Below are 23,587 nucleotides of genomic sequence, written 5' to 3'. Positions count from 1 at the left end.
CGAATGTTTAACTTTTTTTCACCTATAAGTGTTAGAATAATAGGAAAATTAAAAGGGGCTAAAAAACATGTTCACACTCCGAGTAGATGACGAAATCGAATTACAGTTATTAGAGAAGCATCATAAAGAGGAACTATATCAATTAATAGACCAAAACCGTAACCATTTACGAAGATGGCTTCCTTGGGTAGATGGGACGAAATCTGCTGGTGCGTATGATGAAATTTGTCCGATGTGGTTAAAGAAATTTGCAGAGGGAGACGGTTTTGAAAGTGGCATACGTTATAAAGGAAAGCTTGTTGGGATGGTGGGGATTCATCCGGTGAGCTGGGGTAAGAAAGCTACGAGTCTTGGATATTATCTTGCAGAAGATGCTGGTGCGAAAGGTATTATGACGCGAAGTGTGAAGACTGTGCTTCATTATGCATTTGATAATTTAAAGCTGAATAAAATTGAAATTCGTTGCGGTGTTGAAAATGCGAAAAGCCGTGCGATTCCAGAACGTTTAGGTTTTAAATTAGATGGTATTTTAAGAGATGACGAATGGTTATACGATCATTTTCAGGATATTGCTGTTTATAGTTTATTAGCTTCAGAATGGAAGAAGATTCGATGAACGAGAAGATTTGTATTATTCCGTATGAAAGTATGTTTCAAGAGGAAGTAGTAGATCTTATCGTTCATATTCAGCAAAAAGAGTACAATGTCCCAATTACGAAAGAAGAGCAGCCTGACTTACTTGAAATAGAAACGTTTTATCAAAGGGACAACGGAAATTTTTGGGTAGCAACTTATGATGGTAAAGTAGTTGGAACGGTAGCTTTATTAGATATTGGAAAGCATCAAGTAGCGCTAAGAAAAATGTTCGTGAAGAAAGAGTTCCGCGGAAAAGAATGGGGCGCATCACATACGCTACTTCAAACAGCAATTTCTTGGGCGAAGGAAAAGAACTTGGAAGACATTTATTTAGGAACAACAGTTAAATTTCTAGCAGCACACCGTTTCTACGAAAAGAATGGTTTTCAAAGCGTGAGTATAGAAGAGTTGCCAAAAAGTTTTCCAGTGCTAGAGGTAGATAAGAAATTTTATAGGTATACTGTTTAAAAAGGTCATTCATAAATGACCTTTTTTTATGAACTAAAATGGAAAACATGGTATAATTTGGTTAAGGGGTGCGTGTATGGATTTTCCAATTCAAAGAAGTAAGTCAGCAGTAATTTTCGTTAGTCTCACGTTAGCTTTTATGTTTGTGTATCCAATTGTCATGCTTTTCACAAATAAAGAGCAGTGGATGTCAGCGTTGATTGGAATGGGTTTATGCTTCATTGTAAATGTACCAATCGTTTGGGAAATATTTATTAAAAAACATAAGGTGGAAAATGGCGTATTAAAGTACGGTATTTTAAATGATGATGTTGTATTAAAAGATATAATAATTGTTCGTCAAGTTGGGAAATCCCTTGAAATTACGACGAATGCATATAAAGTACATATGATCGCGATGCCGCAACATATGACGCAGTTTTTATCGCTTGTAGAAAAAGAGAATCCAAGTGTAAAAATAGAAATGGTAGGGTAAAAATGAAATATGTAAAACCTTTATTTTGTTTGGAAATTTTGTTTGTGCTTGTTGGTTGCACTAGAGTATATATGAAATGGGATCTGCCCTTATATGAACCAATATTAATAGGTACTATCGCAGTGGCGCTTTTATATTATTTTCATTTTCAGCAAACAAAAAACGAAAAAAGTAGCTCTATGTAGTTAGGAGGATTAGAAATGAAAAAAGCCCTTATGTCATTTTTACTTCTGCTAACTGCATCCGTTCTTTTAATAGGGTGTAGTGCGAAGAAGGAAAAGGCTGATATGAACTTTGAAAAGGCACAAAAGGTTGAGATTGAATCACTTACAGATTCAAGTGATAAAAAAGTAATTACAGATAAGAAAGAAATTAAAAAGCTGTTTGAAGTCATGAAAATGGATAAGTGGGAAATGCAATCGGCTCCTTTAGATACTCCGCAAGGGAAAACATTTAAAATGTATCAAGAAGATACACCAAAATTATTAGAGTCGAGTAAAGATAAAAAAGAGTTACATGAAGTTGGTACAATGACAGTATATAAAGATGTCCCGTATGTTGAAGTTGAAATGAAAAATAAGAAGATGAGTTTTAAAGTGCCAGAAGATGTGGCGAAAGACTTATTAAAGTATTAAAAAAACGCTCGGAGAAAATTCCGAGCGTTTTATTATTATTTTAAGTTCTCAGGATTTAAAGCTTCTAGTTCAGTTACAACGAAGCGTCCGTCTTTACGGATTAATACGTCGTCGAAGTAAATTTCACCGCCGCCGTATTCAGGGCGCTGAATGCATACTAAATCCCAGTGAATGTTAGAGTTGTTGCCGTTCCATGCATCATCATAAGCTTGTCCAGGTGTGAAGTGGAAGCTGCCATCGATTTTTTCATCGAATAGAATGTCTCCCATTGGATGTAAGATGTATGGGTTTACGCCGATTGCGAACTCACCAACGTAGCGTGCGCCTTCGTCCGTATCGAAGATTTTGTTAATGCGCTCTGAATCGTTTGCAGTTGCATCAACGATTTGGCCATTCTCAAATTTAAGTTGTACATTTTCAAATGTATAACCGTTGTAAGGAGATGGTGTGTTGTAAGAAACTGTACCGTTAACAGAATCGCGAACTGGTGCAGAGTATACTTCACCATCTGGAATGTTTAAATGACCCGAGCATTTAATAGCTGGAATGTCTTTAATAGAGAATGTTAAATCAGTTCCAGGGCCAGTTAAGCGAACCTTATCTGTTTTATTCATTAATGTAACAAGGCTATCCATCGCCTTATCCATTTTACCGTAGTCTAAGTTACAAACTTCGAAGTAGAAGTCTTCGAAAGCTTCTGTGCTCATTTTAGCAAGCTGCGCCATAGAAGCATTTGGGTAGCGAAGAACAACCCAGCGTGTTTTCGGAACACGGATGTCTCTATGAACTTTTTTGCCAATTGTTTGGCCGTGAACTTTCATACGTTCACTTGGAACGTCAGCTTGTTCGTTAATGTTATCGCCAGAGCGAAGGCCAATGTAAGCATCCATATCTTTCATTACGCTCGCTTCATATGCAGCGATTTGTTCGAAATGTTCTTCAGTAGCACCCATTAATAAAGAGCGATCTACTTGATGATCTTTTAAAGAAACGAATGGGAAACCACCAGCTGCATATGCTTCTTTTACAAGTGCAGTTACAAGTTCTTTTTGTAAGCCAAAGTTTTCAATTAATACTTTTTCGCCTTTTTGTAAACGAATAGAGTAGTTAATTAAATTGTATGCTAACTTTTCAATGCGTGGATCTTTCATATGTAAAGCCTCCCTACTAATTATGTATCCTCTCCTATTGTAACCTACTTAGTGGAATTTGTTGAATCATTTATGTTAAAGTTAACGAATAAGTATGAAAATTCTAATGAAAAGATAGGGATTAGAATGAAACGGAAAATGATTGTATAATAGGGGAAAGTATGAAAAAGATAAAGGAAGTGATGAAATGCAAGTTCTTCTATATGTAAGTGCGGCTATTATCGCGGTTGCTTTCGCAGTATTAGTAGTGTATGTATGCAGAACGTTGTTATCGGTTCAGAAGACGTTAGAAAACGTTGCGAGCACGTTAGAAGGTTTAGAAAAGCAAATGCAAGGAATAAGCGTAGAGACGGAGCAATTATTACATAAGACAAATGCGTTAGCTGATGATATTCAACAGAAGTCACAGTCGCTAAATAAAGTAGTAGAAGGTGTGGATGGAATCGGAACGACGATCCACTCTTTAAATACGAAGCTTCGCAACGTTTCAGAGTCTGTTACGGACGAAATTGAAAATAATGCAGATAAAGTGGCACAAGTTGTACAGTGGAGCAGCGCAGCAATTGAAGTATATAATCATTACCGTACTACGAGACAAGAGAAAAAGATTGAAAAAGAAGAGCGTAAACTTGAGAAAGCTGAGCAGAAGGCTGAAAAGAGAGAGAAGCGCTCTAGACTTCGCATGAGAGGTGAGTAACGATGAGTATGATGAAGATTGAAACGATTGAAGAACTTGAAGCGTTAGTAGAAAAGAACGAGCCTTACGTTCTTTTTAAGCATAGTACGACATGCCCAATTAGTCACGGTGCATATACTGAGTTTCAAGCGTATTGCGGTGAAGAAAGAGAAGTGCCAGCATATTACTTATACGTACAAGAGGCGAGAGATGTTTCGAACCATGTTGCAGAGCAGTACAGCATTAAGCATGAATCTCCGCAAGTGTTATACATAAAAGATGGAATGGTAGTATGGCATACATCGCACTGGAATATTAAAAAAGAAGCTTTAGAAGAGAATGTAAAATAGGGAGAGGCAAGCGAAGGGCTTGCTTCTTTTTTATTTTGTTACAATATATTTAGTGGTACACTAGAGATACTTTAAAACTAAGTAAATTGACTTTTGAAAGTGGGTTTTAAGCAATGAAGAAAATGGCATTATGCATCGCAAGCTTAAGTTTATTACTGGGGGCTTGCAGCAATAATACTATTGAGAAGAAGGATGAAGTTGTACAGAAAGATACGAAAGAAAAAAGTATGATTCCAAGAAATGCTGTTTCTAAGGATTACTATAGAACTGTTATTCCTTTAAAAGAACAAAAGGTAATTAATACAGTTAATGTTAAAACTAATTCTAAACTAGATTTAGCAGAATATGAAAATGGTTTAATGGATATTGCTTCAAAACAATTCGATACAGAAAATTACGTATTACAATTAAATCAATATATTCCAGAGAAAACAATTGATGAATTAGTTACGAAACAAGAAGTACCAGTTTTGACTAATATTATAGAACAGGACTACTTCGGCAAACAAAATTCAAATGAACTAAGCTTATCTGGTGTTGTTATTGGTTTATCTATGTCTTCAAGTGTATCTAATGAGGAAGCTATTTCTAAAGGTACTGAAGTCGCTAAGGGGCTTATAGAAGCTATTAATAAAAATGATAAATATAACAAATCTCCAATTACATTTGCTATATTCAAGCAAGAAAGTACAAGTTCTTTAAAGAATGGTACTTATATTTCAAGCGCTACTGTTCAAAAGAACGAGACTAATCTTGGAAATTGGGATACTATTGATGAAAAGTCGTATTCGTATCCTTCTCAAGAATTTGGGGGGGCACATGGAGAAGATAATGATAAGCTAAAGAAATTTTCTGAAGCAATGAAGGCATTTTCTCCAGGAGATTATATCCCTGTTAATGCTAAGATTTCTTATAAGCAAAATAAGATGGATAAATTAAAGATGGATATTGTCGTTAAATATAACGGTAAGTCAGAATTAATGGCACTCTCTCAAACGGCTGCTCAAAGTATGTTAGAACAATTTCCTAAAGATGCTAAAGTTCAATTACAAATAAAGTCCGAGAATAAAATCGAGGCTGTTATTATAAAAGAGAAGAACAGCGATAAACCGTTTGTTTCTTTCCTATAATAAAAAAAGACAGTTTTTAAGCTGAGGCTACTGAAAAAGTGAATACTTCGAGAAAAACATTTCGAATTTCCTAAAGATGTTGAAAGAAGAAAGGAGGTCATTACCTGTACATAGTAGGTAATGACCTCTTTTTTCTTATGAAATAGACTCTTTCAGTGCCTTCTGTAAAGTGTCAGATTATGTTGATGTTATTCAAATTGGCGCTCGTAATATGCAAAACTTTGAACTGTTAAAGGCAGCTGGTGCTGTAAATAAACCAATATTATTAAAGCGTGGTTTATCAGCAACAATTGAAGAATTTATTAATGTAGCAGAATATAGTATGGCAGAGGGGAATGGTAATATCATTTTATGTGAGCGTGGTATTCGCACATATGAAACAGCAACGCGTAATACGCTTGATATTTCCGCTGTGCCAATTTAAAAGAAAGAAACACATTTACCTGTTGTTGTCGATGTAACGCATTCTACAGGGCGACGTGACCTTCTCTTACCGTTTGCAAAAGCGGCTATGGCAATTGGTGCTTTTGCTATTATGGCTGAAGTACATCCAGGCCCAGCAGTTGCATTATCAGATGCAGCGCAGCAAATGGGTATTCCAGAATTCAATGAGTTTATGAAAGAATTAAAAGCATTCGGAAGTAATTTATAAAAAGATTTCTTAGTCTATGTAGCCCTTGTTACATAGCTTTTTTACAAAAATTGACCTTTTTTGCATAAAAAATACGAAAATACGAGAAAAGAAGCGAATTTTTTCGAAACTTTTGCGGGAAAATATTGTATGACCCTGTGTTTTTAGCGTATCATTAGTAAAAGGAAGAACTCGGGACGATTGTTGGCATCTGCAAATAGAGTTGATGTCTTTTTTTCATTCAAGTGAACCGATACATAAAAATAGATAACATAAATAGAAGGAGTGTGCGAAGAGATGAACGTAACAATCTATGATGTAGCGCGTGAAGCAAATGTTTCAATGGCTACCGTATCACGCGTTGTGAATGGTAACCCAAATGTAAAGCCTACAACAAGAAAGAAAGTATTAGAAGCAATTGATCGTTTAGGATACCGCCCGAATGCGGTAGCACGTGGACTAGCAAGTAAGAAGACAACTACAGTGGGTGTTATTATTCCTGATATCTCAAATACGTTTTATGCAGAACTTGCTCGTGGAATTGAAGATATCGCAACAATGTACAAATATAACATCATTTTAAGTAACTCTGACCAGAACAAAGAGAAAGAGTTCCACTTATTAAATACGATGCTTGGGAAACAAGTGGACGGGATTGTTTTCATGGGTGAAGATATTACAGATATTCACGTTGAAGAGTTCAAAAAATCTCCAGTACCAATTGTATTAGCAGCGTCATTTGATGAACAAAATGAAACGTCATCAGTAAATATTGATTATACACAAGCAGCTTACGATGCAATGAAGCATTTTATTGAGCAAGGACATAAACGTATCGGTTTCGTCTCTGGTCCTTTCATTAATAAAGCAGGAAGCGCGAAGAAGTTACAAGGTTATAAAAAAGCTTTAGAAGAAGCAGGTATTTCATATGATGAAAATCTTATAATTGATGGAGATTACACATATGATTCAGGTATAGAAGCGTTTGAAAGACTTTGGGGCATGGATGAAAAACCAACAGCAATCTTCGTATCTTCTGATGAAATGGCACTAGGTGTAATCCACGCAGCACAAGACGCGGGATTAAACGTACCAACGGATATCGAAGTGCTTGGTTTTGACAACACACGTCTTGCATTAATGGTTCGTCCGCAACTTTCGACAGTTGTACAACCAATGTATGATATCGGTGCAGTAGCAATGCGTCTACTAACGAAATATATGAACAAAGAAAAAGTAGAAGATCACTCAGTTATCTTACCTCACCGTATCCAATTTAGAGATTCAACGAAGTAAGAATAAGAGAGCTCACAGCGATAGCTGTGAGCTTTTATTCATATTCAGGATAATGGTGTTTAACTACTGTATCTACACTTTCAGTTTTCTTAACATGTAAAAGGCGTGCATATAATTCTTTCCCTGTCTCAAATGGTGTGTCATCTAATTCGAAAACATGCAACACTTTTCTAAACGTCCATGTTACTTGCTCACCGTACATATTATCGTACGTATCTTCAGACTGTAGAGCTATCTTTTCACCTAGCTCATGAGCTGCCTCTAAACTGTTCGCCTTAACGAGAATGATACTTTCTTCAAAAAGTGTATCGTGATTCTCTTCATAATGTTCATCAATTTTACTAGGATTAGGCTCACCTGAATGGATAGATTCAAATAATAATTTTACAGCATACACATGAGATCAGTCTCCTTATGCTGAATGTTTTATTTTATAAACAATACTCGCGATAAGTGAAGCGGGTATTGTAAATACGTTACTTTGATAATGATAATGTACTTGGGATTCTTCATAAGACATTTTGTCGTAAAGTTCATTTTGAGACACGTTCATTTTTTTCTGTTTTTCCTTGAGCATCTTAATATAGTTGTACTGTATTGGGACGAGAATGATGAAATAGGCTAATACGATTAGTGAAATCCAAATCATTATGAACACATCCTTATAAAGAACATTTCTATATAACAATTATACCAATAAAAAGAAAAAATAACCATTTTTTATTGGGGCTAATTTTCTTCTAAAAATGCGAACAGTTCCTCTTGGTTTCTTAAATTGCGATCAATACATGTTTGAGCAATACATTTTAATCCTTGTAATAATGTGTCTATGTACAAAGTATCGTACTGAATTATATTTCCCTCTACCATTGTTTCATCTTTTTCCAAGTTAATTGATATTTTTAGTACAGCTGTATTGCTTTGCAAATTTACAACGTCGATGCAAAAAAACTGTTTTTCTAAGTCAATCGTAACATAATCGAATCTTTCGGATAGTTCCAAATTGCATGTGGTAGTGTATTCCAAATGAAAGCCTCCTTATTGTGTAAGTGTATGTTGTAATGCCTTCGCTACAGTGGGGGAGATTCCTTGTTATATGTCACACAAGTGCAAATTTAACTATTATAGGGCAATGTCATGTATAATAGAAAGAAAAGGCTTGTGAGGGGGGAGAAGAGATGATCGTTCTTTGGATAATTACGCTTTGCATGACTGCTATTTTTGCATATATGACGTTAAAACAAAATGGCTTAAAGCGATTTGTTCCAGGAAGTATTCTTGCAGGAATCGCCCTTATCACGTATGTAATTTCTATTTTTATTGAAAGTGTATCAGTGGACATGAGCACAAGTTTAATGTTCATGGGTATTACACTATTTGCAGGTAGTATTATGGTACTTATGGTTGCTGGTATTATTTTATTTATTCATATGAATTCAGAAACGTTGTAGCATATAAAAAAGGCATGTCCCGAGAGGGGCATGCCTTTTATCCGTTCAATTATGCTCTATCTTTAGAAGAGTTTTGTTGTTTTAGTAAGTCGCGAATTTCGCCAAGAATTTCTTCTTCTTTTGTTGGTTCTGGAAGTTCTTCTTTCTTTTCTTCTTCTTCTCTTTTAGATGTTAGTTTGTTGAAAACTTTAACAAACATAAAGATAGCAGCTGCAATAATTAAGAAATCAAAAATAGTTTGGATGAAGTTACCATACATAATAGATGATTTACCGAATGTAAGTTTTAAATCTGTAAAGTTAACGCCGCCCAGTACCATACCAAATAATGGTGTGATGATATCTTTAACTAAAGAACTAACGATTTTACCGAATGCAGCACCGATTACAACCCCGACAGCTAAATCGATTACATTCCCTTTGAATGCGAATTTTTTAAACTCGTTCCACATGTGTTAATCCCATCCTTTCCACGATTCAATATGAAATTTATAATTCCTATCAACATATTCTATAGAAATTTGTGATAGAAATAAAGAGGAAATGGGAATGAAAGTAAATTCTGAAAAATGTATCCGTTTTAATTTTTGCTTACAGCTTGCAGTAGAGATTGGAGCATTTGTTGAGATTTTAATCCTTCTAATCCATCTACAATAGGCTGTGTATCACCTTGTACACATTGGATAAAATGATGAACAGCATCTTCAAATCCGCGCTGCTTTAACGTTGTCTCCCATGATGGTGAACCACTTTGTGAAACGGAGTTTTCTTGCTCAATTTCAAATGTGTTCATATTTTTTACGCGAATGATTTTACCTGCCGTTACAAGTTCAATTTGTTCTAAATTTGTACCTGCATGGCGGTGCATCGCCGTAGAAAGTAAAAGTCCATTTGCAGTTGTATATGTATGATGTCCGTAAAGAAGTTCGTTCTTTTCATTGATTTGCATCATATTATGAACGATGTTAAGGTCATCGTTAGCTAACCAGCGAGCAGTATCTACAATATGTAAGTAATCATCTAACATAGTAAAGTCATACGTATATGGCCCCACCTTATTTGTGCGGTGCTTTTCAATTCGAATCCATGAAATATCATTAGCTTGCTCTTTGGCAGTAACGTACATAGGAACGAAACGGCGATTAAATCCCACCATTAATTTTCGGTTATACTTTTCACTCATTTCAACTAGCTTCTCTGCTTGCTCAGTAGTAGCAGCTAGCGGCTTATCAACATAAACGTCGATTCCTTTTTTCAGAAGTTCAGAAACGATTTCATAATGTGTAGCAGTCGAACTATGAACGAAGATGGCATCGCATTCCGAAGCTAGTGTTTCCATAGAATGAAAGTCTTGAATGCGATATTGTTGGCAAATTTGTTTTCTTTTCTCGGGGTTAGGTGTAAAGGCCCCTACAAAATTCCAATCTGTTTCTTTTGTAAGTGTTGGAAGATAGGCTTTTTGTGCGATACTTCCAAGTCCAATCATCCCGATTTTAGGTTTGTTCATGTTTATTCCCACCCTATTAATATTGATGTAACGGGTTAAATGTAGCATAGGGCGGGGGAGGAAGGCAAAAATTAGCTTTTTACTTACGTCCTTCTAACAAAATCTTTTCTATTTCTGCAAAGTTATGAGCGCGAGCATGTTGTAATGAAGGGAGTATCATTATTGTCGGAATGCCTATGACTGTAAGGAAAAGGATATATAAGGTAATTTATGTTAAAATTTAAAAGGGAATAAAAGATCTGTGCCAACACGCACGATAGTTTGAGAGGGAGTGCTAGATTTTGGGGGCTGAATTAAAGGATAATAAATTAAACAAAGCTGTAAAGATTGGAACTAATATCGTACTTATTTTATTAATTATCGGTGCAATACAAATGTTTTATGATGAAGATTCTACAAATGATCATTTCGGTTGGTTATTTATGATGGTCTTTTTTGGAATTAAAATAATTTCTAATTTTATGATAACTTTAAAAGAAGGAGATAAAAAGTCAGTATTTATTGATTTAGGTTTAGTAGTTTTTGTTGTTCTTCTTTTAGTTGTTTCTAGTGTGAAATATTTTTCTTGAAGGTTAATATATTCATTAACGAGGCTTTAATGGAATAAGCCTCGTATCTTTCTGTGTTATTTAATACTTGCGTCTGATTGTAAAAAATCACTCTATATTAGGTGTTTTTCTTTGAAAATAGGACTTAATTCACTCCAAACATCAAATTTATTACCATCTAAATCATAAAAAATAAAATTCTTCCCAGCATGCCCTCTGTTTTCAATCTCTCCAACTAGAATTTCCTTTTCAATAAATTCACTATGAATTGATTTTAGTGTATGTAATCCATTAACTTCGAATGTTATAGAAAAGCGTTCTTCACCGTGAAAATCAAAAAAATTTAAGGTTTGATTATCTTGGGATTTAACTAGAAAAAAGCTTTGATTTGCAAAGTTAATAATAGCTTTGTCTTCGTCTTTAAAGTTCAACTCTGCTCCCAATTTGTTCACATACCAATTTGAAGAAAGTTCTACGTTGGTAACTGGAATATAAGTCGTTCCAACTCTTAATAATTTTTCTTTCACCCTATTTCCCTCCTTTAGCAAAACAGCACTAATAAACTTGTTCTCTCTTCCTAGACTTATTGCCTTTGTGAGTCCTTAATTTTCTTTTTAATCCCAAAAAATTCTTGAGTAATAGAAGTAAACCGACTGGCTTCTTCCAAAAAAGGATAATGGTTACTGTCCTCAAACGGCACAAAAATAGAATTACGAATGCCCTCATGTATCTCAATAGAATATTGAATCGGGCACTGCACATCATGTCTTCCGCAAATAATAAGCGTCTTTGTGTGGATAGAAGGTAAGTACTTTCTTAAATCAAATAACGGATATTCATAAGAGAAAGCATTCATCCGGCTAGCGGACATTGTTTTTTGGATTGGTTTACTAAAATAAGAGTTGTAGTTTTCGGGTTTATACAATGATAATTGGGTTCTCTTAGTAGATAGTTCTTTCCGTTCTTCACTTGTAAGGTGAGGGCTTTTTAAGTTTTCAATGAGTTGTTGCATATAATGAAACTGCGAATGTTCGGGGTGATAAATGCAAAATGGTGTTTCGGTATAGTTACTTGCTGCGGCTCCGGCGATGACTAATGATTGCAAGAAAGTTGGATATGTAATGGCATATAAAAGTCCAAGCATACCGCCTGTTGAATGACCGGCGAAATGCCATATTGGAAGTTGTAATGCTTCTCGTATTGCTTCTAAGTCGTGAATTGTTTCAATCATGGTTAATTCTTTTTCTGAATGAGCTTTTGCTGAGTTACCAGCGTCTCGTAAATTAATAAGGAATACACGATGCGTAGAAGTGAAAACATCCGCAAAGTAATCACCAGTTTCATTAAATTGCGAATAGTGATGTGTAATGCAAAGCGGTTCGCCATTTCCTTTTGTAAAGAGTTCGAATGTGCCGCGTTTCGTGTGGATCATTTGTTGTGTCCACATAATATCACTACCTTTTCTCATTTGAGTTGGGCCAGTCCATTAGTAGATAAAAATATATCAGCGATTATTAGATTATATCGACCACAACTCGACATATATCAGCGATTATCAAAATATATCGGCGCAACTCGAAATATATCAGCGCTTTTTAAAATATATCGACTTACCGACAGAAATCGACAATAAAGAAAAGGAGGCTGTTCAAAAAACGAGCCTCCTTTCTGCTTAATACAAAGATTTTGTCATATTATTCCGAATAATTTCGAGGGATTTCGCTACAGTTAATGCATTTTTTTCTTCGATTTCTGGTTTTCTAGGGATAGGTTGATACATGTTGTCTGGATCTTCCCATGTAAGGGGAAGGTCGGTTTCTGCTTGTCCTTTCCAAGCGTCAATCCATTCTGGAGGGAGATAACCTGAGATGTTTTGGATGTTGTTCATTTCGAGCCAAATGAGTGCCCAAGCTCTTGGTACGACGCGCCAGTGATCATAGCCACCACCGCCGACAGCAATCCAGCGACCGTCGCAATATTCATTAGCGATTTCACGAGCGAGCTTCGGTATTTCACGGTAAATATTCATCGTTGTGCAAAGGTGTGTAAGTGGATCGTAATAATGTGCATCAGCACCATTTTGCGTTAAAATAATATCCGGTTTAAAGTATGCTGCCACTTCTTTTACAACTGTTCGATATGAATCTAAAAACGATTCGTCTTCTGTAAAAGCGTCGAGTGGAACGTTAAAAGAATAATTATATCCATTTCCTTGTCCACGTTCATTTACTGCGCCAGTTCCAGGAAATAAATAACGCCCAGTTTCGTGTAATGAAATAGTGCATACGTTAGGATCGTCGTAAAAAGACCATTGTACCCCGTCACCGTGATGAGCATCTGTATCAATATATAAAACGCGTAAACCGTATTTCTTCTGAATATATTTCATTGCGATAGAGCTATCGTTATAAATACAAAAGCCAGATGCTTTCCCGCGAAAGCCATGATGTAAGCCGCCGCCTAAATTGAGGGCGTGCTTTACTTTTCCGGAAAGAACAGCATCGACAGCTGTTAATGTTCCGCCAACGAGTAATGCACTTGCTTCATGCATATTTGGAAACATTGGTGTATCTTCTGTTCCAAGTCCATATGTCATCGCAATTGATTTTTCTAACTTACCTTCTCCAGCACGTTTTACCGCATTTATGTACTCCTCTGTATGAACGTAGGCAATCTCTTCATCTGTAGCCATCCGTGGCGCGATGACTTGAGAGGGAGAGATAAAACCGCTCTTTTGTAATAAATCATACGTGAGTGTGACGCGCAGTTGGTTAAAAGGATGATCAGGGCTAAATGAATAGCCCCGAAAGTCATCTGAATAAATGAAGGCGCTACTCATGCTTGCATCCCCATTATGTTCGGCCATAAAACACGATAGCCTTCTGTTTCAAGTGCTTCAATCACCCTTAAAGGATTCATCGTTTGAATGCGGAAAACGAGTACTTTATCATTCTCATCTTTTGCTGGGTAGACGAGAACACTCACGATATTTATTTGTAAATCACTAAAAATAGCAACGACTTTTCCGAGAATACCAGGTTCATTTTTCACTTGAATTTCAATTTGTGAACTTGGTTGATGTGCTCCTGTTAATTTCACTAACGTGTGCAGTACAGTAGATTCAGAAATGATACCTACGAGTTTTCCAGCTTTCGTAACAGGAAGACAGCCTATTTTATTTTCAAAAAATAAAGTCGCAATTTCCTCAACGAAATCGAGAGGGTGACAAGTCATAACAGGGTGTTTCATTATGAGTTCAAGTGGTTGCTTCAGCATATCGAGTGAAACTTGTTCATCTAAAATAGACGGACTTGCATCTCTTACATCCCGATCAGAAATAATGCCTACGACATGATTATTTTGATCGACAATTGGAATGTGCCGAATGCCTTTCGTACGTATTGTTCGGATTGCTGTTTCAATTGTATCGTTTGGATGCAGTGTCACTACATCTTGATTCATAATTTCTTCTACAATCATTCCAGTTGCCCCCTTTATTAATACATAAAACGATTGTGAAAACGTAGACGATCAAATGCTTGAATGGAATCCGTATCAACACGTTTACCGATGCGGACCATTAAACAGTTGGCAGGATGTGAACAAATTTCAGGATCATCTGTAGCCATCCATTGTAAACCACCAGCATTCATCATTTTTTCCATTACTTTTCGGTATTCCCAAACATTTAAGCCTGTTTGTTTTAAATCCCAGTGCCAATAATATTCAGTCGTTAATATAATGTAATCTTCCATATGATCGTCCATCATTGAAACTTCTAATAAATTTTTTCCGACAGAGCAACCGCGAAAGGCTGGGACAACTTCAATCGCCCCGAGTTCAATTAAGTTTTCAATCTTTCCTTCTGACCATCGCTCGAGCGGATCAGGATACAAGTATGTAACATATCCAACAATCGTTTGGTCATGTCTAGCAATAATGAGACGAGCTTCTGGTAACTTAGAAATTTCGACAATTGCTTTATATTGCTGCTCGGCAGGACGAAACGCGATCAAGTCTGGATGGAATTCATACATTTCAAGATTATGTGTAGAGACAGGACCTTCAATAATTAAAGTGCCTTTCGCTGTTTTTAAGTTTCTGGCATTATATATTTTTTTATGAATCAATTTATTGCTCACCACCTTGAGGGTTTGTGAATCTATTAATATCGTACTTTATAATATATGCGATGTGAATCGAATTTTGTCATTAAAAATTTGTCTAAAAATCAACAAATATACTGAAAATTTTAAATAATATCATTATAATAGATAATAGAATACATAGGAGGGGGATGTAAAGTATGAAAGTGGAAACGCTTCCTGTCATTAAAGGAGAAAATAATTTGCCGAATTATGAAGAGGCATACGCGAATTTTAACTGGGAAGAGGTTAATAAAAATTTTACTTGGAATGAAACAGGCCGAGTGAATATGGCGTATGAGGCAATTGATAAGCATGCGAAATCCGATCGAAAGAATAAAGTAGCACTTTATTATCAAGATGGATCGCGAAAAGAGAAATATACGTTTAAGGAAATGAAGGATTTTTCTAATAAAGCAGGAAATGTCCTGAAAAACTATGGCGATGTTGAGAAAGGCGATCGCGTTTTTATTTTTATGCCGCGTTCCCCAGAATTATATTTCGCACTTTTAGGTGCAGTGAAATTAGGGGCAATTGTTGGACCATTATTTGAAGCATTTATGGAAGGCGCAGTTCGCGATCGTTTAGAAGATAGCGAAGCGAAGGTGTTAATTACAACTCCTGAATTGTTAGAGCGCATACCATTAAATGATTTACCTGCTTTAAAAACAGTCTTCCTTGTTGGAGACAATGCAGAAGAAGGCGGTAAAACTGTAGCGTTCAATCCTTTATTTGAACAAGCTTCAAAAGAATTACATATCGAGTGGTTAGGCCGTGAAGACGGTTTAATTCTACATTACACATCTGGTTCTACTGGTAAGCCAAAAGGCGTCCTTCATGCTCAAAACGCAATGGTTCAGCACTATCAAACAGCGAAATGGGTATTAGATTTAAAAGAAGATGATGTATATTGGTGTACAGCTGACCCAGGCTGGGTAACTGGAACAGCTTACGGTATTTTTGCACCGTGGTTAGTGGGAGCATCAAATGTTATTTTAGGCGGGAGATTTAGTCCAGAGGCATGGTATGAAGCACTGCAAGATTACGGTGTAACAGTTTGGTATAGTGCACCGACAGCGTTCCGTATGTTAATGGGAGCTGGACAAGACGCAATTAAAAAATATGATTTATCACAAGTGCGTCACGTATTAAGTGTTGGTGAGCCATTAAATCCAGAAGTAATTCGCTGGGGTATGAGCGCATTTGGACTTCGTATTCATGATACGTGGTGGATGACAGAAACAGGTGGACAAGTTATTTGTAACTATCCTTGTATGGAAATCCGTCCAGGTTCAATGGGGAAACCAATTCCAGGTGTGAAAGCAGCGATTGTTGATAATGAAGGAAATGAAGTTCCTCCATACACAATGGGGAACTTAGCAATTGGTAAAGGTTGGCCATCTATGATGCGTGCGGTTTGGAATAACCCGCAAAAATATGAGTCTTACTTCATGCCGGGAGATTGGTACGTATCAGGTGACTCTGCTTATATGGATGAAGATGGATACTTCTGGTTCCAAGGACGTATTGACGATGTAATTATGACGTCAGGTGAGCGTGTTGGTCCGTTTGAAGTAGAAAGTAAATTAATCGAGCATGCTGCTGTAGCGGAAGCTGGTGTAATTGGTATTCCTGATCCAGTACGCGGAGAAATCATTAAAGCATTTATCGCGCTTCGAGCAGGGTACGAACCATCTGATGAATTAAAAGAAGAGATTCGTCAATTTGTGAAAAAAGGCCTAGCAGCTCATGCAGCGCCAAGACAAATTGAATTTAGAGATAAATTACCGAAAACGAGAAGTGGTAAAATTATGCGACGCGTATTAAAAGCGTGGGAGCTAAACTTACCAACAGGTGACTTATCGACGATGGAAGATTAAAAGAGGAAGGGTCTGAATGAATACGTTCAGACCCTTCTTTTTTATGTTATTATAAACTTATATATACGTGTTGGAAGGGGAGAAGGAAATGAAAACAGAAAAAGAAAAGATGATACAAGGCGAGATGTACATACCGGCTGATCCCGTTTTAGTTCAAGGGAGGGAGCAAGCTCGTATATTAACGAGAAAATTCAATGAAACACCAGAAGTAAAACTAGAAGAACGTAGTGCAATCGTAAAAGAATTATTCGGAACGACTGGAGATAACATTCATCTTGAATCTTCTTTTAGATGTGATTACGGTTATAACATTCACGTTGGTGAAAACTTTTACGCAAACTTTGATTGTACAATTTTAGACGTGTGTCCGGTGACAATCGGAGTGAACTGTATGTTAGCTCCAGGTGTTCACATTTATACAGCAACGCACCCGCTTGACCCGGTAGAGCGTATAAGCGGATCAGAATATGGAAAAGCAGTTACAATTGGCGATAACGTATGGATTGGCGGAAGAGCGATTATTAATCCAGGTGTAACGATTGGAGATAATGCGGTGATCGCATCTGGCGCTGTTGTAACGAAAGATGTGCCGGACAATGTAGTAGTTGGCGGGAATCCTGCGAAGATTATTAAAAAAATAAAATAATATTTGAACGAAGTGCCTTCCTCGTCTGTATGCATTTATGAAAGAATAGATGAGGGAGGCATTTATATGTCTAATAAGTTACTTCTTACTTTTGCTGTAATTGGAATTATCGTCGTATTTTCTTGTGGTTTGCTATTACCGATGCCAATCGGATTTAAAGTATCAATGATTACAGCCGGTGTCATGATGATTGTTATGTTTTCAATCATTATTCCGTTTGATAGAAAACATATAGTACGGAAAAATGGATATAAAATTGATTTTACAAAAACAAAAGTGTATTTTCGCTGGAATGTATTTGATACAATTTCGGCTTGTCTGGCAGTGTATGCGTGCATATGTGTGCAAGCATTAAACTTGTTAGTTTCAACCGGTCATACAATACAAAACCCGTATGTTCAATTTTTTACGAATCAATCGCAAGTATGGATTATTGTCGCAAGTTGCTATTTAATTTCCCGCATTTCATTAACGTTAAAAGGAATAAAGGAGATCAAAAATCATGGCGCAGATTGGGATTGAGGAAGAGCTCATGCTTGCGTATCAAAGTGGAGATAAGCAGGCAGGAGAAAAACTATATGTTTTGATCAAACCAGCGCTATACACATTTTTATATCGATTTAACCGAGATGAACAATTAAGTATCGATCTCGTGCAAGATACATTTTTGACATTAGAACGAAAGAAACATATGTATGAACCTGAAAAAGGTAAAATAAAAACGTATTTATTTCAAATTGGTTATCGTCTTATGATTAATAAATTAAATAGAAGAAAAAAGTGGCGTACGCTTTTGCCGTTTTTAGTGCCGATTCAGGAAAAAGAATTTTCTATCGAAGACCGGCTCACGGTAAGAGCGGCAATTTTGAAAGTTCCGGAAGAACAGCGGGCTGTCCTTATTCTTTCTTATTATCATGATATGCAGCAAAAAGAAATTGCAGAGATATTAAACATTCCCATTGGAACAGTGAAGTCGAGACTCCATAACGGGATAAAGAAACTGAAACAATTGCTGGAGGTGGATGAAATTGAGCGAAAATCCCTTTAAGAGTGAATATAAATTAAAACAGCATTTAGATAGTGACCATGTAGAAATACCGGATTTTCCAAAAACGGTAAGTCGCTTCGATCGATTAATCGGATTTCTTGGTTCTCCAGCGAAAGATCCTGTGGAGGCAACGATTGGAAATGATTTATCGGTTGTGTTTCATGTATCGTTATTAGTTGGGGTTCCAGTTCTTTCTCTTCTTACGATATTCATTGCGACTTTGTAAAGGATTGGTAGGGAAAGAACTCCCACCTCTATTTGACATGCTTATATAAATGATGGTATAAAGAAAAGTATATGAATAATTGAGCGTGGAAAGGGAGAAGTAGTGATCATTTCCCTGTTATAGAGAGCTGATGGTCGGTGAAAATCAGCACATAGATGATCGCGAATTACGCCCCTAGAGCATCTTTTTTCGATTGAATTGTATTCAAAAGGGAAAAGACGGTGCTAAGCCGTTATGTAAATAAGGTGGTAGGCTTTTTTTGTCTGCAACTAGGGTGGTAACGCGATGATCAAAATCGTCCCTTATTTAAAGGGGCGATTTTTTTATGTTTTCAACCTTCACGCCAGTAATGAACTTAAAGGAGAGTATGTAGGATATGGGTATTTTACAAGATCTTGAATTTCGCGGTCTAATTAATCAGCAAACAGATGCTGAGGGACTTGAGCAATTATTAGAAAAAGAAAGCGTTAAATTATACTGTGGTTTCGATCCGACAGCGGATAGCTTACACATCGGTCATATGTTACCAGTATTAATGTTACGTCGTTTCCAATTAGCTGGTCACCAACCAATCGCACTTGTTGGCGGTGGTACTGGTATGATCGGTGACCCAAGTGGTAAAAAAGCTGAACGTACATTAAATACGAAAGATACAGTTGCTTACTACACAGAAAGCATTAAAAACCAACTTTCAAACTTCTTAGAGTTCGAAAACGTGGACAACCCAGCAACAATGGCTAATAACTATGATTGGCTTGGTAACTTAGATGTAATTTCATTCTTACGCGATATCGGTAAAAACTTCGGTTTAAACTATATGTTAGCAAAAGATACAGTAGCATCTCGTTTAGATACTGGTATTTCATTCACTGAGTTTAGTTATATGATTTTACAATCATACGACTTTTTAAACTTATACCAAAACCATAATTGCCGCTTGCAAATTGGTGGTAGTGACCAATGGGGTAACATTACAGCGGGTCTTGAATTAATCCGTAAATCAGAAGAAGATGCGAAAGCATTCGGTTTAACAATTCCGCTAGTTACAAAATCTGATGGTACGAAGTTTGGTAAAACAGAGGGCGGCGCAATTTGGTTAGACCCAGAGAAAACAACTCCTTACGAGTTCTACCAATTCTGGATCAATACAGATGACCGCGATGTAGTTAAATACTTAAAATACTTCACATTCTTATCTCATGAAGAAATTCTTGAGCTTGAGAAGCAAGTAACTGAAGCACCAGAAAAACGTGCAGCACAAAAATCATTAGGATCTGAAATGACAAAACTTGTTCACGGCGAAGAAGCGTTAGAGCAAGCAATTAAAATTTCAGCTGCATTATTCAGTGGCTCTGTAGCAGAACTTACTGCAAGCGAAATCGAGCAAGGATTCAAAGACGTACCATCTGTAGAACGTACTGCAGAAGATACAGTATTAATCGACTTACTTGTAGAAAGTAAAATTTCACCATCTAAACGTCAAGCACGTGAAGATGTAACGAATGGTGCAATCTACGTAAACGGTGAGCGTACACAAGCGTTAGACTACGTTGTAACAGAAAACGACCGCATCGAAGGTAAATTTACAATCATTCGTCGCGGTAAGAAGAAATATTTCTTAATTCGTTACTAATCAGAAACGAATTTAAAACAAATAGTACCCCGAATGGTAGGCTGAAAAGTCTATCGTTCGGGGTTTTTATGTATGCATTTAAATTGCCTCATGATTTCTTTTAAATAGAATATGAAGAATTAATACGAGCATGTAAAGTAAGCTAATTAGCATAACGACAAATGCCCCGGGATAAAATTTTGCCGCATATATAAAGAAATCGATTTGATAAATATCGTCATAATGTGAAACGTACCCTTTAAAATAATTCGTAAACTTAGCGCTATATTTCCATTCATCAGGATTATCTATTAAATTACTCCCTTGATACCAACTCATAAGTGCTGAAGTAATAAAAAGCATACAGGCACTACCCAATTGAACCATTTGATTTATTGTCAAAATGAAACAACCTCCTATTTAATGGTTATTATAGCGTGCATTCGTATTCCTGTAACCTTTTTGTTGTAATCTCCTTTTCGAGTTCATACGGAAATCACATGTAAGCGGTATGATAAATGTATAACAAATAGAAAGGAGTGGTAAAACAAAATGTCACTAGAAGCGCTCATTATTTTTTCTTTGCTAAACGCTGGTCAGCTTGCAGAGAGCACGAAGGTTGATGTACATAAAGAGCAGAAAGATGCTTATGTATATGTTCAAAAAGAGGAAAATAAATAATTTTATTTTATATATAAACGAAAAAAGCCAATCCAGAGGATTGGCTTTTTGTCAGGGGTTTGGAAAAAGAATGGGAATTTCTCTCTTTTAAACATTAGCTAAAATTTGATCATAGCAAGAAATAATAAGTGGTTCCAAATCTTTTAAATCATTAACATTATCAATGAAAATTCTACTCACTCCCTGTGATTTTGGGGCTTGTTCAACCACGAAATTAGAGCATAGCTGCTTAGTAGCTTCTAAATCTAATCTTACCACTAAGGATTTTGCTTCTCCATCGAGGAAGAGACGTATAAACCATTTTGTGATTACACGATTCATGATGCAAAAATAACTAATGGTATCTTTATATTTAAGGTCGCTGATGTTTCTTTGATTTTCAGTTAATATCTCTTTAACAATGTTAAAGGCAGTCAGTTCATCTTCGGTAGTGAAAACTCTATCTGTTTTGTCTTCTTTGCTAATATCTTCAATTATTTCGGTAGAAGCGGCTGCAACTAGGCTTGTTTCTATTTTCTCCGATGTTTTTGTTTCTTTTGGTGTTAAACCATCACTGATTATTTCTAATAGTGTTCGATTAATTGCTTTTTTAACAATTGGTCGAAATCGTTCTAAAACGTTATTTGTAATTCTAGTTGAGCTAAAGTCTTTAATTAGAAAACGAAGGAAGTCATCTGAAGGGTTTTTAAATAATTCTTTAATTGTAGAGTTTAAATTGGTCATATAAATAAGCTCTTCGGCATATTTTACGATTTCTTCAGCTTCAAAATTTTCTTTTGTAAAAGTTTCAATTGTTTCAATATCTAAATTGGTTAAATTATCCATTCTGAATGTGAAGAAAGGTTTTTCATCCATCACATTGTCATTTGTTAAATCGGTATAAAACTTGTATTCTACACCATTAGTTAGTACCCCTACTTTGACATCAGGTAAGGCATTGAAATACCTAGATAGTTGCGCATCGTGTTTAAGGAGATTTTCTGTTACAGATTTTGCCTCAATTAAAATAATTGGAACTCCATTTTTGAAAACCGCATAATCGACTTTTTCTCCCTTTTTAGTTCCAAAATCTGCAATATACTCAGGTCTAACTTCTAAAGGGCTAAAAACGTCATAACCTAGCTTTTGAAGAAAAGGAATAATTAATGATTGCTTGGTCATTTCTTCATTAGTTATGTACTCTTTTCGTTCTAAAATTTGGTTAGCTATTTTGTTTATGTCATTTCTGAATTCCATATCAACGTCTCCTCGTTATAAAGTTTAAAAAGCCTTAATATTATTGTTATTCTGCGAAATTTCATAATATAACAGGAGTTCTGTATGAAAATAGGAAGGTTATTCTTTTTGTTTGAATTTGATTAAATAAAAAATATTTGTTTTAGAGGGGAGTATAGAGTATTGGGACTTTTGTGTTACGTGGGATATAAAAAATTATGGTGAGAATTGAAAAAAGCCAATCCAGAGGATTGGCTTTTTGTCATTAACGAGAGTAGAACTCTACGATTAATGCTTCGTTGATTTCAGCTGCTAACTCAGAACGCTCAGCGTGACGAGTGTAAGTAGCTTCTAACTTATCAGCATCGAAAGTTAAGTATTCTGGTACGAAGTTGTTAACTTCGATCGCTTCTTTAACAACAACAAGGCTGTTAGATTTTTCGCGAACGCTGATAGTTTGGTTAGGTTTAACGCGGTAAGATGGGATATCTACGCGAGCGCCATCAACCGTGATGTGACCGTGGTTTACTAATTGGCGAGCTGCACGACGAGTGCGAGCTAAGCCCATGCGGTAAACTAAGTTGTCAAGACGAGCTTCAAGAAGGATCATGAAGTTTTCGCCGTGCTTACCAGGCATTTTACCTGCTTGGTCAAATGTGCGACGGAATTGACGTTCAGTCATGCCGTACATGTGACGAAGTTTTTGTTTCTCTTGTAATTGTAAACCGTATTCTGAAAGTTTCTTACGTTGGTTAGGGCCGTGAGGACCTGGTGCGTAAGGGCGTTTTTCTAATTCTTTTCCTGTGCCGCTTAGAGAGATTCCAAGACGACGAGACAGTTTCCATGCTGGACCTGTATAACGAGCCATAGTTGACTCCTCCTTTAAAAATGTTTTTATTTTCGTAAAATAAAAACAGACGTAATCGATATTTACGGGTATTTTGTTTTCATGTACCTTCGCTCCAGCAGCAGGGAGTTACGAGATACACCTCCGCAGAGGAACAAAATACAAACGATAAACTCACATTACAAGGCTGCCTTTTTATTTTACACAAACGCTATTATATCTTTTACTTACAGTTTCGTCAAGAGACTCCCTTTTGGTTTTATGCAGATAAATTTTGGAAATTAACAAGAAGGAATTTAAAACAATATAAAAGAAAAGATAGAAACACAAATAA

At 36.2% G+C, this 23,587-nt stretch carries 32 protein-coding genes, 1 pseudogene and 1 other annotated feature; of the genes and pseudogenes, 19 read left to right on the top strand and 14 right to left on the bottom strand.

Annotated elements, in window-relative coordinates:
• Positions 1 to 67 precede the first annotated feature (67 nt).
• The 5 genes from DET63_RS02615 to DET63_RS02595 all read left to right on the top strand — a co-directional run bounded on the left by DET63_RS02615 (position 68) and on the right by DET63_RS02595 (position 2,214).
• Positions 68 to 616 carry a GNAT family N-acetyltransferase gene (locus DET63_RS02615; RefSeq protein ID WP_113935756.1) on the top strand — a complete coding sequence of 183 codons (549 nt, stop codon included), beginning with the start codon at positions 68 to 70 and terminating at the stop codon, positions 614 to 616.
• Positions 613 to 1,104: a GNAT family N-acetyltransferase gene (locus tag DET63_RS02610; protein ID WP_113935755.1), complete on the top strand. Its 492-nt coding sequence runs from the start codon at positions 613 to 615 to the stop codon at positions 1,102 to 1,104. The genes DET63_RS02615 and DET63_RS02610 overlap by 4 nt, the downstream gene beginning before the upstream one ends.
• Positions 1,105 to 1,180: 76 nt before the next feature.
• Positions 1,181 to 1,579, top strand: coding sequence for a PH domain-containing protein (locus DET63_RS02605; RefSeq protein ID WP_113935754.1), 399 nt, complete (start codon positions 1,181 to 1,183; stop codon positions 1,577 to 1,579).
• Positions 1,580 to 1,581: 2 nt separating this feature from the next.
• Complete coding sequence (locus DET63_RS02600; RefSeq protein WP_000878349.1) at positions 1,582 to 1,764, top strand: hypothetical protein; 183 nt, start codon at positions 1,582 to 1,584, stop codon at positions 1,762 to 1,764.
• Positions 1,765 to 1,779: 15 nt separating this feature from the next.
• On the top strand, positions 1,780 to 2,214 hold the full coding sequence (locus DET63_RS02595; RefSeq protein WP_113935753.1) for a hypothetical protein: 435 nt from the start codon (positions 1,780 to 1,782) through the stop codon (positions 2,212 to 2,214).
• 35 nt (positions 2,215 to 2,249) lie between these two features.
• Here DET63_RS02595 and DET63_RS02590 read toward each other — a convergent pair whose 3' ends face one another.
• Positions 2,250 to 3,365, bottom strand: a complete 1,116-nt coding sequence (locus DET63_RS02590) for an aminopeptidase (RefSeq protein ID WP_002067601.1) — start codon at positions 3,363 to 3,365, stop codon at positions 2,250 to 2,252.
• A gap of 187 nt (positions 3,366 to 3,552) precedes the next feature.
• Here DET63_RS02590 and DET63_RS02585 point away from each other — a divergent pair, with 187 nt between their 5' ends.
• From DET63_RS02585 to ccpA, 5 genes and pseudogenes are all read left to right on the top strand, one after another.
• Positions 3,553 to 4,062, top strand: a complete 510-nt coding sequence (locus DET63_RS02585; protein WP_012261840.1) for a DUF948 domain-containing protein — start codon at positions 3,553 to 3,555, stop codon at positions 4,060 to 4,062.
• Positions 4,063 to 4,064: 2 nt separating this feature from the next.
• A complete protein-coding gene (gene ytxJ / locus DET63_RS02580) occupies positions 4,065 to 4,391 on the top strand; it encodes a bacillithiol system redox-active protein YtxJ (RefSeq protein WP_002067603.1) in 327 nt (108 codons plus the stop codon).
• Between the two features lie 113 nt (positions 4,392 to 4,504).
• Entirely contained in the window at positions 4,505 to 5,521 is a 1,017-nt protein-coding gene (locus DET63_RS02575; RefSeq protein ID WP_012261839.1) for a CamS family sex pheromone protein, read from the top strand.
• 142 nt (positions 5,522 to 5,663) lie between these two features.
• A pseudogene (locus DET63_RS30495) lies at positions 5,664 to 6,173 on the top strand (bifunctional 3-deoxy-7-phosphoheptulonate synthase/chorismate mutase).
• A gap of 276 nt (positions 6,174 to 6,449) precedes the next feature.
• Positions 6,450 to 7,448, top strand: a complete 999-nt coding sequence (ccpA, locus tag DET63_RS02560; protein WP_002034370.1) for a catabolite control protein A — start codon at positions 6,450 to 6,452, stop codon at positions 7,446 to 7,448.
• Positions 7,449 to 7,482: 34 nt separating this feature from the next.
• Here the strand turns inward: ccpA and DET63_RS02555 are convergent, their stop codons facing one another.
• The 3 genes from DET63_RS02555 to dhp61 form a co-directional block, all read right to left on the bottom strand.
• On the bottom strand, positions 7,483 to 7,845 hold the full coding sequence (locus DET63_RS02555; protein ID WP_113935751.1) for a DUF4288 domain-containing protein: 363 nt from the start codon (positions 7,843 to 7,845) through the stop codon (positions 7,483 to 7,485).
• 15 nt (positions 7,846 to 7,860) lie between these two features.
• Complete coding sequence (locus DET63_RS02550) at positions 7,861 to 8,097, bottom strand: DUF3949 domain-containing protein (protein ID WP_088040255.1); 237 nt, start codon at positions 8,095 to 8,097, stop codon at positions 7,861 to 7,863.
• A gap of 80 nt (positions 8,098 to 8,177) precedes the next feature.
• On the bottom strand, positions 8,178 to 8,474 hold the full coding sequence (gene dhp61, locus DET63_RS02545) for a protein Dhp61 (RefSeq protein WP_002143417.1): 297 nt from the start codon (positions 8,472 to 8,474) through the stop codon (positions 8,178 to 8,180).
• Between the two features lie 152 nt (positions 8,475 to 8,626).
• Between dhp61 and DET63_RS02540 the strand changes: the two genes are divergently transcribed.
• Entirely contained in the window at positions 8,627 to 8,899 is a 273-nt protein-coding gene (locus DET63_RS02540; protein WP_000636592.1) for a DUF3917 domain-containing protein, read from the top strand.
• A gap of 49 nt (positions 8,900 to 8,948) precedes the next feature.
• Here DET63_RS02540 and mscL read toward each other — a convergent pair whose 3' ends face one another.
• Both mscL and DET63_RS02530 read right to left on the bottom strand, forming a co-directional pair.
• Positions 8,949 to 9,350, bottom strand: coding sequence for a large-conductance mechanosensitive channel protein MscL (gene mscL, locus DET63_RS02535; RefSeq protein WP_061674728.1), 402 nt, complete (start codon positions 9,348 to 9,350; stop codon positions 8,949 to 8,951).
• 128 nt (positions 9,351 to 9,478) lie between these two features.
• Complete coding sequence (locus tag DET63_RS02530) at positions 9,479 to 10,405, bottom strand: Gfo/Idh/MocA family protein (RefSeq protein WP_113935750.1); 927 nt, start codon at positions 10,403 to 10,405, stop codon at positions 9,479 to 9,481.
• 281 nt (positions 10,406 to 10,686) lie between these two features.
• On the opposite strand from DET63_RS02530, the gene DET63_RS02525 reads away from it, so the two are divergent.
• The gene (locus DET63_RS02525; protein WP_113935749.1) at positions 10,687 to 10,974 is read left to right on the top strand and encodes a hypothetical protein; all 288 of its coding nucleotides are present in this window, start codon (positions 10,687 to 10,689) and stop codon (positions 10,972 to 10,974) included.
• 92 nt (positions 10,975 to 11,066) lie between these two features.
• Here the strand turns inward: DET63_RS02525 and DET63_RS02520 are convergent, their stop codons facing one another.
• The 5 genes from DET63_RS02520 to acuA form a co-directional block, all read right to left on the bottom strand.
• Complete coding sequence (locus DET63_RS02520; protein ID WP_113935748.1) at positions 11,067 to 11,480, bottom strand: VOC family protein; 414 nt, start codon at positions 11,478 to 11,480, stop codon at positions 11,067 to 11,069.
• 56 nt (positions 11,481 to 11,536) lie between these two features.
• On the bottom strand, positions 11,537 to 12,400 hold the full coding sequence (locus tag DET63_RS02515; protein WP_113935747.1) for an alpha/beta fold hydrolase: 864 nt from the start codon (positions 12,398 to 12,400) through the stop codon (positions 11,537 to 11,539).
• Positions 12,401 to 12,625: 225 nt separating this feature from the next.
• Complete coding sequence (gene acuC, locus DET63_RS02510; protein WP_113935746.1) at positions 12,626 to 13,792, bottom strand: acetoin utilization protein AcuC; 1,167 nt, start codon at positions 13,790 to 13,792, stop codon at positions 12,626 to 12,628.
• Entirely contained in the window at positions 13,789 to 14,433 is a 645-nt protein-coding gene (locus tag DET63_RS02505; protein WP_000634567.1) for an acetoin utilization AcuB family protein, read from the bottom strand. The genes acuC and DET63_RS02505 overlap by 4 nt, the downstream gene beginning before the upstream one ends.
• A 17-nt stretch (positions 14,434 to 14,450) precedes the next feature.
• On the bottom strand, positions 14,451 to 15,083 hold the full coding sequence (acuA, locus tag DET63_RS02500; RefSeq protein WP_002112293.1) for an acetoin utilization protein acetyltransferase AcuA: 633 nt from the start codon (positions 15,081 to 15,083) through the stop codon (positions 14,451 to 14,453).
• A gap of 176 nt (positions 15,084 to 15,259) precedes the next feature.
• On the opposite strand from acuA, the gene acsA reads away from it, so the two are divergent.
• From acsA to tyrS, 6 genes are all read left to right on the top strand, one after another.
• A complete protein-coding gene (acsA, locus tag DET63_RS02495) occupies positions 15,260 to 16,978 on the top strand; it encodes an acetate--CoA ligase (protein WP_113935745.1) in 1,719 nt (572 codons plus the stop codon).
• An 88-nt stretch (positions 16,979 to 17,066) separates the two neighbouring features.
• On the top strand, positions 17,067 to 17,624 hold the full coding sequence (locus DET63_RS02490; RefSeq protein ID WP_113935744.1) for a maltose acetyltransferase domain-containing protein: 558 nt from the start codon (positions 17,067 to 17,069) through the stop codon (positions 17,622 to 17,624).
• A gap of 66 nt (positions 17,625 to 17,690) precedes the next feature.
• Positions 17,691 to 18,146 carry a hypothetical protein gene (locus DET63_RS02485; protein ID WP_113935743.1) on the top strand — a complete coding sequence of 152 codons (456 nt, stop codon included), beginning with the start codon at positions 17,691 to 17,693 and terminating at the stop codon, positions 18,144 to 18,146.
• Positions 18,127 to 18,672 carry an RNA polymerase sigma factor gene (locus DET63_RS02480; RefSeq protein WP_016102956.1) on the top strand — a complete coding sequence of 182 codons (546 nt, stop codon included), beginning with the start codon at positions 18,127 to 18,129 and terminating at the stop codon, positions 18,670 to 18,672. Before DET63_RS02485 ends, DET63_RS02480 begins: the two co-directional genes overlap by 20 nt.
• Positions 18,653 to 18,898, top strand: coding sequence for a hypothetical protein (locus tag DET63_RS02475; RefSeq protein WP_113935742.1), 246 nt, complete (start codon positions 18,653 to 18,655; stop codon positions 18,896 to 18,898). Before DET63_RS02480 ends, DET63_RS02475 begins: the two co-directional genes overlap by 20 nt.
• 77 nt (positions 18,899 to 18,975) lie before the next feature.
• Positions 18,976 to 19,204, top strand: a binding site (T-box leader).
• A gap of 70 nt (positions 19,205 to 19,274) precedes the next feature.
• Positions 19,275 to 20,531: a tyrosine--tRNA ligase gene (gene tyrS, locus DET63_RS02470; protein WP_002015575.1), complete on the top strand. Its 1,257-nt coding sequence runs from the start codon at positions 19,275 to 19,277 to the stop codon at positions 20,529 to 20,531.
• 78 nt (positions 20,532 to 20,609) lie between these two features.
• On the opposite strand, the gene DET63_RS02465 is transcribed toward tyrS, so the two are convergent.
• A complete protein-coding gene (locus tag DET63_RS02465; RefSeq protein WP_002138637.1) occupies positions 20,610 to 20,912 on the bottom strand; it encodes a YjdJ family protein in 303 nt (100 codons plus the stop codon).
• A gap of 150 nt (positions 20,913 to 21,062) precedes the next feature.
• Here DET63_RS02465 and DET63_RS02460 point away from each other — a divergent pair, with 150 nt between their 5' ends.
• Positions 21,063 to 21,191 carry a hypothetical protein gene (locus DET63_RS02460; protein WP_002015573.1) on the top strand — a complete coding sequence of 43 codons (129 nt, stop codon included), beginning with the start codon at positions 21,063 to 21,065 and terminating at the stop codon, positions 21,189 to 21,191.
• Between the two features lie 87 nt (positions 21,192 to 21,278).
• Here DET63_RS02460 and DET63_RS02455 read toward each other — a convergent pair whose 3' ends face one another.
• Positions 21,279 to 22,427 (bottom strand): type I restriction endonuclease, encoded by a 1,149-nt coding sequence (locus DET63_RS02455; RefSeq protein WP_016092438.1) that lies wholly within the window; start codon positions 22,425 to 22,427, stop codon positions 21,279 to 21,281.
• 244 nt (positions 22,428 to 22,671) lie between these two features.
• Complete coding sequence (rpsD, locus tag DET63_RS02450) at positions 22,672 to 23,274, bottom strand: 30S ribosomal protein S4 (protein WP_002015568.1); 603 nt, start codon at positions 23,272 to 23,274, stop codon at positions 22,672 to 22,674.
• Between the last annotated feature and the right edge of the window lie 313 nt (positions 23,275 to 23,587).

Origin of the sequence: Bacillus sp. DB-2, assembly GCF_003315125.1 — a bacterium.
Classification (GTDB): Bacteria; Bacillota; Bacilli; order Bacillales; family Bacillaceae_G; genus Bacillus_A; species Bacillus_A mycoides.
Note: the sequence above shows the minus strand (reverse complement) of the source record. Positions and strands in the feature narration are given on the sequence as shown.

Coding starts and splice junctions, on each gene's coding strand:
- rpsD (WP_002015568.1), bottom strand. CDS start 23,274: ATGGCTCGTTATACAGGTCCAGCATGGAAACTGTCTCGTCGTCTTGGA.
- DET63_RS02485 (WP_113935743.1), top strand. CDS start 17,691: ATGTCTAATAAGTTACTTCTTACTTTTGCTGTAATTGGAATTATCGTC.
- DET63_RS02490 (WP_113935744.1), top strand. CDS start 17,067: ATGAAAACAGAAAAAGAAAAGATGATACAAGGCGAGATGTACATACCG.
- DET63_RS02605 (WP_113935754.1), top strand. CDS start 1,181: ATGGATTTTCCAATTCAAAGAAGTAAGTCAGCAGTAATTTTCGTTAGT.
- mscL (WP_061674728.1), bottom strand. CDS start 9,350: ATGTGGAACGAGTTTAAAAAATTCGCATTCAAAGGGAATGTAATCGAT.
- tyrS (WP_002015575.1), top strand. CDS start 19,275: ATGGGTATTTTACAAGATCTTGAATTTCGCGGTCTAATTAATCAGCAA.
- DET63_RS02455 (WP_016092438.1), bottom strand. CDS start 22,427: ATGGAATTCAGAAATGACATAAACAAAATAGCTAACCAAATTTTAGAA.
- DET63_RS02550 (WP_088040255.1), bottom strand. CDS start 8,097: ATGATTTGGATTTCACTAATCGTATTAGCCTATTTCATCATTCTCGTC.
- DET63_RS02540 (WP_000636592.1), top strand. CDS start 8,627: ATGATCGTTCTTTGGATAATTACGCTTTGCATGACTGCTATTTTTGCA.
- DET63_RS02610 (WP_113935755.1), top strand. CDS start 613: ATGAACGAGAAGATTTGTATTATTCCGTATGAAAGTATGTTTCAAGAG.
- acsA (WP_113935745.1), top strand. CDS start 15,260: ATGAAAGTGGAAACGCTTCCTGTCATTAAAGGAGAAAATAATTTGCCG.
- DET63_RS02615 (WP_113935756.1), top strand. CDS start 68: ATGTTCACACTCCGAGTAGATGACGAAATCGAATTACAGTTATTAGAG.
- DET63_RS02600 (WP_000878349.1), top strand. CDS start 1,582: ATGAAATATGTAAAACCTTTATTTTGTTTGGAAATTTTGTTTGTGCTT.
- acuC (WP_113935746.1), bottom strand. CDS start 13,792: ATGAGTAGCGCCTTCATTTATTCAGATGACTTTCGGGGCTATTCATTT.
- DET63_RS02530 (WP_113935750.1), bottom strand. CDS start 10,405: ATGAACAAACCTAAAATCGGGATGATTGGACTTGGAAGTATCGCACAA.
- DET63_RS02590 (WP_002067601.1), bottom strand. CDS start 3,365: ATGAAAGATCCACGCATTGAAAAGTTAGCATACAATTTAATTAACTAC.
- ytxJ (WP_002067603.1), top strand. CDS start 4,065: ATGAGTATGATGAAGATTGAAACGATTGAAGAACTTGAAGCGTTAGTA.
- DET63_RS02505 (WP_000634567.1), bottom strand. CDS start 14,433: ATGATTGTAGAAGAAATTATGAATCAAGATGTAGTGACACTGCATCCA.
- DET63_RS02515 (WP_113935747.1), bottom strand. CDS start 12,400: ATGTGGACACAACAAATGATCCACACGAAACGCGGCACATTCGAACTC.
- DET63_RS02480 (WP_016102956.1), top strand. CDS start 18,127: ATGGCGCAGATTGGGATTGAGGAAGAGCTCATGCTTGCGTATCAAAGT.
- DET63_RS02460 (WP_002015573.1), top strand. CDS start 21,063: ATGTCACTAGAAGCGCTCATTATTTTTTCTTTGCTAAACGCTGGTCAG.
- DET63_RS02585 (WP_012261840.1), top strand. CDS start 3,553: ATGCAAGTTCTTCTATATGTAAGTGCGGCTATTATCGCGGTTGCTTTC.
- DET63_RS02595 (WP_113935753.1), top strand. CDS start 1,780: ATGAAAAAAGCCCTTATGTCATTTTTACTTCTGCTAACTGCATCCGTT.
- DET63_RS02575 (WP_012261839.1), top strand. CDS start 4,505: ATGAAGAAAATGGCATTATGCATCGCAAGCTTAAGTTTATTACTGGGG.
- ccpA (WP_002034370.1), top strand. CDS start 6,450: ATGAACGTAACAATCTATGATGTAGCGCGTGAAGCAAATGTTTCAATG.